This window comes from Marinovum algicola (genome assembly GCF_900109145.1).
Taxonomy (GTDB): domain Bacteria; phylum Pseudomonadota; class Alphaproteobacteria; order Rhodobacterales; family Rhodobacteraceae; genus Marinovum; species Marinovum algicola.
Map to the genome: position 1 here is coordinate 111,552 of NZ_FNYY01000001.1, position 12,381 is coordinate 123,932.

General features: G+C 65.9%; 13 protein-coding genes. 7 read left to right on the forward strand and 6 right to left on the reverse strand.

Annotated elements, in window-relative coordinates; genetic code table 11:
• Positions 1–79 precede the first annotated feature (79 nt).
• Together BMW90_RS00565 and BMW90_RS00570 are read right to left on the reverse strand one after the other, a co-directional pair.
• Positions 80–703, reverse strand: a complete 624-nt coding sequence (locus BMW90_RS00565; RefSeq protein ID WP_074834285.1) for a 3-oxoacid CoA-transferase subunit B — start codon at positions 701–703, stop codon at positions 80–82.
• Complete coding sequence (locus BMW90_RS00570; RefSeq protein WP_074834287.1) at positions 703–1,407, reverse strand: CoA transferase subunit A; 705 nt, start codon at positions 1,405–1,407, stop codon at positions 703–705. The genes BMW90_RS00565 and BMW90_RS00570 overlap by 1 nt, the downstream gene beginning before the upstream one ends.
• Before the next feature lie 163 nt (positions 1,408–1,570).
• Here BMW90_RS00570 and BMW90_RS00575 point away from each other — a divergent pair, with 163 nt between their 5' ends.
• Both BMW90_RS00575 and BMW90_RS00580 read left to right on the forward strand, forming a co-directional pair.
• Positions 1,571–1,933: an ArsR/SmtB family transcription factor gene (locus BMW90_RS00575; RefSeq protein WP_048529737.1), complete on the forward strand. Its 363-nt coding sequence runs from the start codon at positions 1,571–1,573 to the stop codon at positions 1,931–1,933.
• Positions 1,908–2,333, forward strand: coding sequence for an SRPBCC family protein (locus BMW90_RS00580; protein ID WP_048529739.1), 426 nt, complete (start codon positions 1,908–1,910; stop codon positions 2,331–2,333). Before BMW90_RS00575 ends, BMW90_RS00580 begins: the two co-directional genes overlap by 26 nt.
• Before the next feature lie 54 nt (positions 2,334–2,387).
• Here BMW90_RS00580 and BMW90_RS00585 read toward each other — a convergent pair whose 3' ends face one another.
• A complete protein-coding gene (locus BMW90_RS00585) occupies positions 2,388–2,939 on the reverse strand; it encodes a L,D-transpeptidase (protein ID WP_074834288.1) in 552 nt (183 codons plus the stop codon).
• 437 nt (positions 2,940–3,376) lie between these two features.
• A complete protein-coding gene (gene topA, locus BMW90_RS00590) occupies positions 3,377–6,094 on the reverse strand; it encodes a type I DNA topoisomerase (RefSeq protein ID WP_074834290.1) in 2,718 nt (905 codons plus the stop codon).
• Between the two features lie 138 nt (positions 6,095–6,232).
• Between topA and BMW90_RS00595 the strand changes: the two genes are divergently transcribed.
• A complete protein-coding gene (locus tag BMW90_RS00595) occupies positions 6,233–6,685 on the forward strand; it encodes a hypothetical protein (protein ID WP_139211145.1) in 453 nt (150 codons plus the stop codon).
• A 106-nt stretch (positions 6,686–6,791) separates the two neighbouring features.
• Here BMW90_RS00595 and dprA read toward each other — a convergent pair whose 3' ends face one another.
• Together dprA and tldD are read right to left on the reverse strand one after the other, a co-directional pair.
• Positions 6,792–7,937, reverse strand: coding sequence for a DNA-processing protein DprA (gene dprA / locus BMW90_RS00600; RefSeq protein WP_074834291.1), 1,146 nt, complete (start codon positions 7,935–7,937; stop codon positions 6,792–6,794).
• Positions 7,938–8,108: 171 nt separating this feature from the next.
• The gene (gene tldD, locus BMW90_RS00605; RefSeq protein ID WP_074834830.1) at positions 8,109–9,530 is read right to left on the reverse strand and encodes a metalloprotease TldD; all 1,422 of its coding nucleotides are present in this window, start codon (positions 9,528–9,530) and stop codon (positions 8,109–8,111) included.
• A gap of 197 nt (positions 9,531–9,727) precedes the next feature.
• Here tldD and coxB point away from each other — a divergent pair, with 197 nt between their 5' ends.
• The 4 genes from coxB to BMW90_RS00625 all read left to right on the forward strand — a co-directional run bounded on the left by coxB (position 9,728) and on the right by BMW90_RS00625 (position 12,357).
• Positions 9,728–10,591 carry a cytochrome c oxidase subunit II gene (coxB, locus tag BMW90_RS00610; protein WP_048533666.1) on the forward strand — a complete coding sequence of 288 codons (864 nt, stop codon included), beginning with the start codon at positions 9,728–9,730 and terminating at the stop codon, positions 10,589–10,591.
• A 76-nt stretch (positions 10,592–10,667) separates the two neighbouring features.
• Complete coding sequence (gene cyoE / locus BMW90_RS00615; protein WP_074834293.1) at positions 10,668–11,621, forward strand: heme o synthase; 954 nt, start codon at positions 10,668–10,670, stop codon at positions 11,619–11,621.
• The gene (locus tag BMW90_RS00620) at positions 11,618–11,782 is read left to right on the forward strand and encodes a cytochrome c oxidase assembly protein (protein WP_048529747.1); all 165 of its coding nucleotides are present in this window, start codon (positions 11,618–11,620) and stop codon (positions 11,780–11,782) included. Before cyoE ends, BMW90_RS00620 begins: the two co-directional genes overlap by 4 nt.
• Entirely contained in the window at positions 11,782–12,357 is a 576-nt protein-coding gene (locus BMW90_RS00625) for a cytochrome c oxidase assembly protein (RefSeq protein WP_048529749.1), read from the forward strand. Before BMW90_RS00620 ends, BMW90_RS00625 begins: the two co-directional genes overlap by 1 nt.
• The last annotated feature ends 24 nt before the right edge of the window (positions 12,358–12,381 follow it).

The following is a 12,381-nucleotide window of genomic DNA, read 5'->3' on the forward strand; positions in this document are numbered from 1 at the left end:
ACCGCCGGCCTGCGGCCTCCCCGCGGTATTTTCGAACAGAAGAAGGATCGGGGCGGCGCGGGGCCGCCCCGGTCGGGTGTCAGACGACCGTCGCCTCGGTGGCGGCGCGGATCTCGTCTTCGGTCACGCCGTCGGCGCATTCGACGATCTTCAGCCCGCCGTCGACCACGTCGAGCACGCCGAGATTGGTAATGATCCGGTCGACCACGCCGGTGCCAGTCAGCGGCAGGGTGCATTGCTTGAGCAACTTGCTGTCGCCGTGCTTGTTCTGGTGGTCCATCACCACCACCACGCGGCCGACGCCGGCCACCAGATCCATCGCGCCGCCCATGCCCTTGACGAGCTTGCCGGGGATCATCCAGTTTGCCAGATCACCGTTCTCGGCCACTTCCATCGCGCCGAGGATCGCGGCCGCGATCTTGCCGCCACGGATCATGCCGAAGGAGGTCGCGCTGTCGAAATAGGAGGTGCGCGCCAGTTCGGTGATGGTCTGCTTGCCGGCGTTGATCAGGTCCGGATCCTCTTCACCTTCGATCGGGAAGGGGCCCATGCCGAGCATGCCGTTTTCCGATTGCAGGGTGATGTCCTTGTCGCCGACGTAGTTCGCCACCAGCGTCGGGATGCCGATGCCGAGGTTGACATACATGCCGTCTTCGAGTTCCTGCGCGGCCCGTTCGGCCATCTGGTTGCGGTCCCAGGGCATCAGGCTTCCTCCCGCTTGCGCACGGTGCGCTGTTCGATGCGCTTCTCGTGCTGGCCTTGAATGATCCGGTGCACGTAGATGCCCGGCAAATGGATGTGATCGGGGTCGAGCGCGCCGCGTTCGACGATCTCTTCGACCTCGACGATGCAGACCTTGCCGCACATCGCCGCCGGCGGATTGAAGTTGCGCGCGGTCTTGCGGAACACCAGGTTGCCGGTGTCATCGGCCTTCCAGGCCTTGACGATGCTGATGTCGGCGAAGATGCCCTCTTCGAGGATGTAATCCTCGCCGCGGAACTGCTTCACTTCCTTGCCTTCGGCAATCTGGGTGCCGACGCCGGTCTTGGTGTAGAAACCCGGAATGCCGGCGCCGCCGGCGCGCATGCGCTCGGCCAGGGTGCCTTGGGGATTGAATTCGAGCTCGAGCTCGCCCGAGAGATACTGGCGCATGAATTCGGCGTTCTCGCCCACATAGGACGACATCATCTTCCTGATCTGACGGGTTTCGAGCAGCTTGCCCAGGCCGAAACCATCGACGCCGGCATTGTTCGACGCCACGGTCAGATCCTTGACGCCGCTTTCGACCAGCGCATCGATCAGCAGCTCGGGAATGCCGCAGAGACCGAAGCCCCCGGCGGCAATCAGCATGCCATCGTGCAACAGGCCATCCAGCGCCTCCGACGCCGAGCCATAGACCTTCTTCATCGAAAATCTCCCATGAAAGTGATGATTGGGCAGTTTGTGGGCGTTGGACGACGGAGAGTCAAATGGATTGCCGCAGTGCAGAGAGAGTTAGCGTTAGCAGCGGAATGCCCTTTCATTCATCCAAAAGGTTGACTGACGGGCGGCGAATCTGTTATTCAACCGTATGGCTAAGCGACCCGAGACTCATGATCTGAACGCAATTCTCAAGGCCGCCAGCGATCCCACGCGGCGGGATATCCTGACGCTTCTGGCGCAGGAGGGACCGCTGAAGGTGGGGGATATACACGCGCGGTTCGACATCAGCCTCAATGCCGTTTCCAAGCATATCAAGGTGTTGGAACGGGCCGGGCTGGTGCGGCGGCGCTGCGAATGGCGCGAGCATCTGATTGACGTCCAACTGGTGCCGCTGGCGGAGGTCGATCGCTGGTTCCGCGACTTGCGGTCGATCTGGGAAATGCGGCTGGACGCCCTGGACCGGGTGATAACGGAAGGAAAGAGAGATGACCGAACTGACGATGCAAGTTGAACGCTCGATTGCCGCCCCGCGCGAGGCGGTGTTCCGGGCCTGGCTCGATCCCGAGATGCTGCGCCGCTTCATGCTGCCGGGGCAGGACATGACGGTGCCGCGCGCCGATGTCGATGCCCGCGAGGGCGGGCGCTTCGAGATCGTGATGCGGGCGGGGGACAAGGACATGCCCCATGCCGGCACCTACCGCGAGATCTCGCCGCATGAGCGGATCGTCTTTACCTGGGAAAGCCCCTATTCCACCGAGACCGACAGCGAGGTGACGCTGGAATTTGCGCCCGAAGGCGACGGCACGCGGGTGACGCTGACCCATGTGCGGTTTCCCGATGCCGAGATGCGCGACAATCACAAGGCCGGCTGGAGCGCGATCCTGGCGGCGCTCGATACGGCGCTGGCCTGAGCGCCGGGCTGGCGGGACGGGCCGGGGCCGTCTGGCCCCCGCCCGCATCCTGCCTCAGATCAGGCGGACCTGGGTGCCGATCCGGGTGATCTCGAAAAGCTCGGCGACCTTTTCATTGTAGAGCCCGATGCAGCCATCCGAAGACCGGCGGCCGATCTTTCGGGTGTCATGGGTGCCATGGATCAGATAGGCCGGCCAGTCGAAATAGAGCGCATGGCTGCCCAGCGGATTGTCGGGCGCGCCGCCGGCCACCGGCCGCCAATCGGGAAAGCGCTCCATCTGGCTGGGGGTCGGCGTCCAGGAGGGGCCGACCTTCTTGCGCACGATCTTGGTATAGCCGCGCTTGGTCAGCTCGTCGGTCTTGGGCACCGAGGTCGGATAGACCCGGTAGTCGCTGCCGTCGCCGGCCCAGAAATGCAGGGCGCGCGAGAGGGTGTCGCAGACAATGGCGCCCTGGCCCAGCTCGCTGAAATGGTCGCGCCAGTCCTGTTGGGCAAAGCCCGAGACATTGTGTCGGACCGGCTCGGCGGCCCGCGCCACGGCGGGCAAAAGCAGCGTCGCGCCGGAGACGGCCAGCAGGCGGCGGCGACTGAAACTCTTGTGCATGTCAGGACCCTTCGATTGTCGTTCCGTGCAGCGCGACATGAACCCGAAAGCGCCGGACATGGCCACTCACGTATTCGCGAGCGTGAATGTGAGTGCGGAAAGGGCACATCGCGGGGGGGTGGAGAGCCGCGCGCGTCCCCGCGCCCCGGACTTGATCCGGGGCCGCTCGCGTTTTGTGCGCGAGGGTTTTTGCGGTGTCGAGGTCCCGGCGCGGGGCCGGGACGGGTGGGGTGTGCGGAGGGGCTTGCGCGTCCCCGCGCCCTGGACTTGATCCGGGGCCTCTTGCGTTTTGTGCGTGAGGGTTTTTGCGGCGGCGGGGTCCCGGCGCGGGGGCCGGGACGGGTGGGGTGTGCGGAGGGCATGCGCGTCCTCGCGCCCCGGACTTGTTCCGGGGCCTCCGGCCGCTCTGCGCCGTTCTGGGCCTGCGTAAGCGGGCGTTATTCTTCCTTGGCGGCGGCCTTTTTCGGCGCGGCTTTCTTGGCGGGCGCCTTTTTTGCCGCGGGCTTCTTGGCGGCTTTCTTCGCCGGGGCCTTCTTCTTGCTCTTGCCGGCCTTTTCCTCGATCAGCTTGACCGCCATCTCCATGGTCACGTCCTTGGGCTCGGTGTCCTTGGGCAGGGTCGCATTGACCTTTTCCCATTTCACATACGGCCCGTAACGCCCCTCCATCACGTTGACCGGACCGCCGTCGGGGTGATCGCCCAGCTCTTTCAGCGGCTTGACGGCGGTGCGCCCGCGGCCGCGACCGGGGTTGGCGCGCTTGTGCTCGAGCAGTTCCACGGCGTGGTTCATGCCGATCTCGAAGACCTCGATCGGGTCTTTCAGATTGACGTAGACCGGTTTTTCCTCGTCCGGCTTCTGATGCATGACATAGGGCCCGAAACGGCCGAAGTTCGACTTGATCATGCCACCTTCGGAATGTTCGCCGATCTCGCGCGGCAGGCTGAGCAGGGTCACGGCCTTCTCCAGCGTCAGGTCATCGGGCCCCCAGCCGGGCACATATTGGCCTTTCTGCTTGGGCAGCGAGGCGCGCGGCGGCTTCTTGTTCTCGGGCGTCGGTTCGCCGCGCTGCACATAGGGGCCGAAGCGGCCGGCTTTCAGCCAGATCTCGTCGCCCTGATCCTCGCCCAGCAGCTTTTCCTCGCCATCCGCGCCTTCGCCGGCAATCGGCCGTGTGTAGGTGCATTCGGGATAATTGCCGCAGCCGACAAAACCGCCGGTCTGCGAGGTCTTGAGGTGCAACTGACCGGTGCCGCATTTCGGACAAATCCGCGGATCGGTGCCATCCTCGCGCGGCGGGTAGAGCTGATCGGAGAGCGCCTCGTCGAGCACGTCGAGCACCTGGGCGATGCGCAGATCGGAGGTTTCGGCAATCGCGGCCGAGAAATCCTGCCAGAAGCGCTTGAGCAGTTCCTTGTAGTCGCCTTCGCCGGCCGAAACCTTGTCGAGATCCTCCTCGAGGTCGGCGGTGAATTCATACCCCACGTATTTGCGAAAGAAATTCAGCAGGAAGATGGTGACGATCCGGCCCTTGTCCTCGGGGATCAGCCGGTTCTTTTCCTTGAGTACATAGCCGCGCTCCTGGATCGTGGTGACGATGCTGGCATAGGTCGAGGGCCGGCCGATGCCGAGCTCTTCCATCTTTTTCACCAGCGTGGCCTCGGTATAACGCGGCGGCGGCTGGGTGTGGTGCTGCAAGGCCAGAACGGCGGTGTTTTCGCTGAGCAGCGCCTTGCCGTTGCGCTGGATGCCCGAGGTCTCGACCACCGCGGGGGCGCTGTCGCCGGCCTTGGTGTAGTCGCCCTCCAGCCCGGATTTGGCGAACTTTGCCGGTTCGCCCTCCATGATCTGCGGCAGGATACGGTCGTCATCGCTCTCGGCCACGTCGTCGCGGCCTTCCTCGTAGACCTTGAGAAAGCCTTCGAAGGCGATGCGCTGGCCATTGGCGCGCAGCCCGACCTGGCCGTCCTGGCTGGCGATTTCCACCACCGTGCGCTCGAGCCGGGCGCTTTCCATCTGGCAGGCCATGGTCCGCTTCCAGATCAGGTCATAGAGCCTGGCCTGGTCGCTCTCGCGCAGTTTCAGCGCCTCCATGTCCTTGGTCATGTCCGTGGGGCGGATGCATTCGTGGGCTTCCTGGGCGTTCTTGGCCTTGTTCTTGTAGATCCGCGCCTTGTCGGGCACGAACTCGGCGCCGTAGCGATCCTTGATCGCCGCGCGGGTGGCGTCGACCGCCTCGGGCGCCATGTCGATGCCATCGGTCCGCATATAGGTGATATGGCCGGCCTCGTAGAGCCGCTGCGCCGCGTTCATCGCCTGCCGCGCGCCCATGCCGAACTTGCGGCTGGCCTCCTGTTGCAGGGTCGAGGTCATGAAGGGCGGCGAGGGGTTGCGGGTGGCCGGCTTGGCCTCGACCGATTTCACGAAGAGATCACGCGAGGTGACAGCCTGCACCGCGAGCTCGGCGGCGGTCTCGTTTTCTAGGTCGTATTTGTCGAGCTTCTTGCCGGCATGCACCGTCAGCCGGGCCTCGTAGTCCTGGCCGCGCGGCGTGGTGAGCAGCGCCTTGACCGACCAGTATTCGCGCGGCCGGAACGCCTCGATCTCCATCTCGCGCTCGACGATCAGTCGCAGGCAGACCGATTGCACCCGGCCGGCGCTGCGCGCGCCGGGCAACTTGCGCCAGAGCACGGGGCTGAGATTGAAGCCCACCAGGTAATCCAGCGCCCGGCGGGCGAGGTAGGCCTCGACCAGCGGCGCATCGACCTGGCGGGGATTCTGCATCGCCTCGGTGACGGCGGTCTTGGTGATCGCGTTGAACACCACGCGGCTGACCGGCGTGTCCTTCTTGATCGCCCGGCGCTTGCGCAGCGCCTCTTCCAGATGCCAGGAAATCGCCTCGCCCTCGCGGTCGGGGTCGGTGGCGAGGATCAGCGCATTGTCGTCCTTGAGCGCGTCGGCGATCGCCTTGACGTGCTTGCGGCTGTCGGCGCCGATCTCCCATTTCATCTCGAAATCCGCCTCGGGATCGACCGATCCGTTCTTGGCGGGCAGGTCACGCACATGGCCATAAGACGCCAGAACGGTGTAATCCGAGCCGAGATATTTGTTGATTGTCTTGGCCTTGGCCGGAGATTCGACAACAACAACTGGCATGAAATTTCCTTTCGACTCAAACCGCCTGCTCTGGCGGCGGAACATGTGGGTGGAGTGGTGCAAAAGTCAATGCAGGCAAATCAGAGTTGTGAAACGCCCGCGCCTGCCGCTAGTCTGCTGCATCCGGGGAGAGAGGTCATGCCGCGCCATCTGACATGTTGCGCCGTTCTGGTTCTGGGTTGCGGCCTCGGGGCCGGGGCGGTCCCGGCCCAGGAATGGTCCGAGCCGGCCCGCGGCAGCGCCACCCGCAGCGCCCTGATGGACGCGCTGCGGCCGCATGCCGAATGGGAGCTGGGCGCGCCGGTGGAATTTGTCGTCGGCGAGCTGCGCGTGGCGGGGGATCTGGCCTTTGCCGCGTTGGCCGCTCAGCGCGCCGGCGGCGCGGCGATCGATCTGCGGGACACGCCGGGCTTTCTGCGCGGCACGCTCGACCCGGGGATGATGGATGGCACCAACATTCAGGCGCTCTATCGCAAGAGTGGCGCGACCTGGGTGGCGGTGCATCACGCCATCGGCGCCACGGATGTCTGGTTCGCCTGGGATCCGCTCTGCGAGGAATACGGGCCGGTGATTTCGGATTATTGTTTCTGACGGGCCGGGCCCGGGGATTTGCGTGCCCGGCCGGGGGCGGCGCGGCCGGCCGGGAGGCCCCGGATCAGGTCCGGGGCGGGGGGCTGCGGGGGGCAGCGCTTGCGTCTCAGGAGGCCAGCGAGACCAGCCCGCCGGGATGCCGCTTGATCCGGCCGCTGAGCTCCAGATCGGTCAATTGTGCCGCCACTTCGCGCGAGCGGCCGTCGAGGTCGCGGATCAGCTGATCCTCGGCCAGCGGCGAGGGGCCGAGCCGCGCCAGGATCTCGCCATGCAGCGCCGCGGTGTCGCGCAGGCTGCGTTTCTGCGGCGCGGCCTCGGGCACCAGCGGCAGCTCCGGTTGCGGCGCGGCGGCGGCGCAGATCGGGCCCAGCGCCTCGATCACGTCGCCGGCGTTGCGCACCAGGCGGGCGCCATCGCGGATCAGCAGATTGCAGCCGCTGGCGCGCGCGTCGAACGGATGGCCGGGCACCGCCAGCACGTCGCGGCCCTGGTCGAGCGCATTGCGCGCGGTGATCAGGCTGCCGGATTTCGCCGCCGCCTCGACGATCACCACGCCACGCGACAGGCCCGAGATGATCCGGTTGCGCTGGGGAAAGTGGCGGGCCTGCGGCGCCAGCCCCGGCCGCTGTTCCGAGAGCACCAGCCCGCGGGCCAGGATATCCTCGGCCAGCCGGGTGTTTTCCAACGGGTAGATCACGTCGACGCCGCCGCCAAAGACCGCAATGGTTCCACTGTCGAGCGCGGCGAGATGGGCGGCGGTGTCGACGCCGCGGGCCAGGCCCGAGACCACGACAAATCCGGCCTCTCCCAGCTCGGCCGCCAGCGCCCGGGCCATCCGCGTGCCCAGCGACGAGGCATTGCGTGCGCCGACCAGGGCGATCAGCGGTTTGTCCAGAAGGTCGATCCGGCCGCGGGCCCAGAGAAACGGTGGCGCATCGGCCAGTTGCGCCAGCGCGGCGGGGTATTCCGCCTCGCCCCGGCAGATCAGCCGGGCGCCAACGGCCTTGCCGCGCCGGTATTCACCTTCGGCATCGGCTGTCGAACAGGGGGTGTATCTGTCGATCTCGGCGGCCCGCGCCACATCGGGCAGCGCGGCAAGCGCAGCTTCGGCCGTGCCATGTTCGGCCATCAGCCGGTAAAAGGTCGAGACACCGACACGATGAGAGCGCAAGAGGCGGAGCCAGCCCAGCCGGTCATCTTCCGAGGTGGGTGGGAGTAGGGGGTGAGAGGAAGAAGAAACTGTGTCGGCCATCCTGATCCCGCCTGCTTGCAGAATCATGTCTACAATGTGGCTGGTTAACGGACGGTAAACCGTAATCGCTTGACCGGGACGGGGAGGCCTCTTCGTCCCGGCGCCCCGGATCGGAGGTCTGCGGCCCGCCGGCAACATGCCGGCAGGCCGCCCCGTGTCACGTTGGCCGGCTCAGGCGGCCGCGCCGCCGACGGTCAGCCCGCCGATGCGCACCGTCGGCTGGCCGACGCCCACCGGCACCCATTGCCCGGCCTTGCCGCAATTGCCCATGCCGGGATCGAGCGCCATGTCGTTGCCCAGCGCCTGAATGCGCATCAGTGCCGAAGGCCCGTCGCCGATCAGCGTCGCGCCCTTGACCGGCGCGCCGACCTTGCCGTTCCTCACCCGGTAGGCCTCGGTGCAGGAAAACACGAACTTGCCGTTGGTGATGTCCACCTGGCCGCCGCCGAAGCCCACCGCCCAGATGCCATCCTCCAGGCCCGCCACGATCTCTGACGGATCGGTGTCGCCGCCCAACATGTAGGTGTTGGTCATCCGCGGCATGGGAATGTGCTGAAAGCTCTCGCGCCGGCCGTTGCCGCTGGGCTCGACCCCCATCAAACGCGCGTTCTGACGGTCCTGCATGAAACCGGTCAGGATGCCGTCCTCGATCAGCACGTTGCGCCCCGAGGGCGTGCCCTCGTCATCGACCGAGAGCGAGCCGCGCCGGTCGGGCAGGGTGCCGTCATCCAGAACGGTCACGCCTTTCGCCGCGACCTGCCGGCCCATCAGCCCGGCAAAGGCCGAGCTGCCCTTGCGGTTGAAATCCCCCTCCAGCCCGTGGCCGATGGCCTCATGCAGGAGAATACCGGGCCAGCCGGGGCCAAGCACGATGTCCATTACGCCGGCCGGCGCCGGCTCGGCGTCGAGGTTGACCAGCGCGATGCGCAGCGCCTCGCGCGCCTTGGCCTGCCAGTCCGCGGGATCGAGCAGCCCGTCAAGGCCCAGCCGGCCGCCACCGCCGGCCACGCCGCTTTCGCGCCGGCCGTTCTGTTCGACGATCACCGAGACATTGACCCGCGTCATCGGCCGCACGTCGGTGACATGCAGCCCGTCAGGGCGCAGGATCTCGACCTCCTGATGCGAGGCCATGATCGTGGCCGAGACCTGCACCACCCGCGGATCGAGATCGCGCGCGAACGCATCGATCTCGCGCAGCGTCTCGATCTTGACCGGAAACTCCGCCCCGGCGATCGGGTCGGCATCGGTGTAGAGCCTGCGATTGGTGGGCTTGGGGCCGGGCGCCATGACGCCGCCGCCATCGCCCACCGCCAGCCGCGCGGTCTCGACCGCGCGTTTCAGCGCCGGTTCGGAGATCTCGGTGGCATGGGCATAGCCCGCCACCTCGCCCTTGACGGCGCGCAGGCCGAAGCCTTCGGAGGCGTCGTAACTGGCTGTTTTCACGCGGCCATCGTCGAAATGCAGCACTTCGGAGCGGCGCCGCTCCAGAAACAGCTCGCCATCCTCGGCGCCGTCCGTGGCCGCGCGCACAAGCGCCAGCGCCCGGTCCGGGTCGAGCGATGTCTGAAAGGGGCGAAACGCGGTCTCTGCCATGGGATATGCCTCGGGAAGTTTGATCCAAATCAAAAAAGCGGCCCTTTGACGCGGGCGTGGTGCTTTATCTCGTATCAAGAATATGATTTTAAACGCCTGCGTTACAATGGGCGGCGCGGCAATGGATTCGTATGCGCGAATTTCCCGCGCCCGCCCCCCGAACAGACGAACAGCATGAACCGACCAGGGTGTATATGATGCAACTTAAATCTCTGCTCACCGGCCTTGCGGCCTCGCTCGCCGCGGCGCCTGCCCTTGCGCAGGATCTCGAGATCGTGGGCAAGCCGGTCCCGAACGGGGTCGGCTTTCAGCCCGCGGCCACCGAATTGGCGCGCGATCTGCAATGGCTCGACGGCATGCTGCTGGTGGTCATCACCATCATTTGCATCTTCGTCGCCGGCCTGATGGTGTATTGCTTTGCGCGCTTCAACCGCAAGGCCAACCCGACGCCCAAGGCCTTTACCCACAACACCCCGATCGAGGTCGCCTGGACTGTGGGGCCGATCGCCATCCTGGTGCTGATCGGCTCGTTCTCGCTGCCGGTGCTGTTCAAGCAGCAGGAAATTCCCGAAGGCGACATCGTGATCAAGGCCACCGGCTATCAGTGGTACTGGGGGTATGAATATGTCGATCCCGGCGTCGAGGGTGTCGAGCCCAGCGTCATCGCGTTCGACAGCTTCATGCTGGGCCGCGAAGGTCTGGCGGATGCCGGCTATTCCGACGATCTCTACCTGCTGGCCACCGACACCGCCGTTGTCGTGCCGGTCGGCAAGACCGTGGTGATGCAGGTCACCGGCGCCGACGTGATCCACTCCTGGACCATCCCGGCCTTTGGCGTGAAGCAGGACGGCGTGCCCGGCCGGATCGCCGAGCTGTGGTTCGAGGCCGAGCGCGAAGGCGTCTACTTCGGCCAGTGCTCCGAGCTCTGCGGCAAGGACCACGCCTACATGCCGATCACCGTCAAGGTGGTGAGCGAAGAGGCCTACGAAGAATGGCTCGCCGGCGCGGTCGAGGAATATGCCGGCCTGCCGCTGCCCTACGATTTGGCTTCGGCCAAGTAAGTGACCGGGCCGGGCAGCCGCCCGGCCTACCCATCCGCCGTAGGCCGGGCGTCCGCCCGGCGCCCCGGAGACCAAGATGACCGACGCCAGCCTTCATAGTGCCAGCCGCGACAGCGAAGCCCAGTTCGGGGATTATTTCGCCCTGCTGAAACCGCGGGTGATGACGCTTGTCGTGTTCACCGCCTTTGTCGGCCTGCTGGCCGCGCCGGTTCCGGTGCATCCCTTCATCGCCTTCTGCGCGGTGCTCTTCATTGCGGTCGGCGGCGGGGCCTCCGGCGCGCTCAACATGTGGTGGGACGCCGATATCGACGCGGTGATGAAACGCACCGCCGGCCGGCCGATCCCCGCCGGCAAGGTCGCGCCCGAAGAGGCGCTGGCGCTCGGCATCGGCCTGTCCGGTTTCGCCGTGCTGCTGCTCGGGCTGGCGACAAACTGGGTGGCGGCGGGGCTGCTGGCCTTCACCATCTTCTTCTACGTGGTGATCTACACCATGTGGCTCAAGCGCTGGACGCCGCAGAATATCGTCATCGGCGGCGCCGCCGGCGCCTTCCCCCCGATGATCGGCTGGGCCGCGGCCACTGGCGGCATCGCGGTGGAATCGGTGCTGATGTTCTGCCTGACCTTCATGTGGACACCGCCGCATTTCTGGGCGCTGGCGCTGTTCATGCGCGGCGACTATGACAACGCCGGCGTGCCGATGCTGACCGTGACCCACGGCCGCAAGGCGACACGGGCGCATATCCTCGTCTACACCCTGCTGCTGGCGGCGCTGGCCGTGGCCATCGCCTTTACCGGGGCGGGCGGGCCGGTCTACCTCGTGGTTGCGGTGGTGCTCAACGCGCTGTTCATCAAGGGCGCGCTCCGCATCTGGCGCCGCACCGAAGAGGATGCCGAGGCCGACAATTTCGCCGCCGAGCGCGGTTTCTTCAAGCTGTCGCTGCTCTATCTCTTTGCCCATTTCGGTGCGATCCTCGTCGAGGCCGGGCTGGACCGGGCCGGCGTGGCGCTGTCGCTTGGAGGCCTGCTGTGAACTTTCCCCCCGAACATGAGCTGCACCAGCGCCGCAAGGGCCGCAACCTTGGCGTCGGCCTGGTGCTGGCGGCGCTGATCGTGATCGTCTTTGGACTGACCTACGTCAAGGTCACCAGCCAGGGCTTCCGCGACTCCGCGACCAGTGAAGGAGCTGAATGATGGCATTGAGCGGACCTGCGAAAACCGTGGCCCAGACTGTATCGGTGGTTGTGCTGATGGGCGGGCTGGCCTGGGCCTCGGTGCCGTTTTACGACTGGTTCTGCCGGGTGACCGGCTTTGGCGGCGTGACCAATGTCTCCGAGACCGGCAGCGACGTGATCCTCGACAAGACCATCAAGATCCGCTTCGACGCCTCGCTCGAGCGTGAGATGTCGTGGGAGTTCAAGGCGCTGCAACCCGAGATGACAATCCGTCTCGGCGAGACCGGCCTGGCCTTCTACGAGGCCTACAACCCCACCGACCGGCCGATCGCCGGGCAGGCGAGCTACAATGTGGCGCCGTATGACGCCGGGGCCTTTTTCACCAAGATCGAATGTTTCTGCTTCACCGAACAGGTGCTGATGCCGGGCGAGCGGGTCGAGATGCCGGTGACCTTCTACGTCGATCCCGAGATTGTCGAAGACCGCGATGCGAAGTACACCAAGCATATCACGCTGTCCTATACCTTCTACGAAATCGACATGCCCGAGACTGCCGCGCTTGACGCGGCGACGGAAACAACACAAACGAACTGAGCCTTTTGCACGAGGGAAGACACG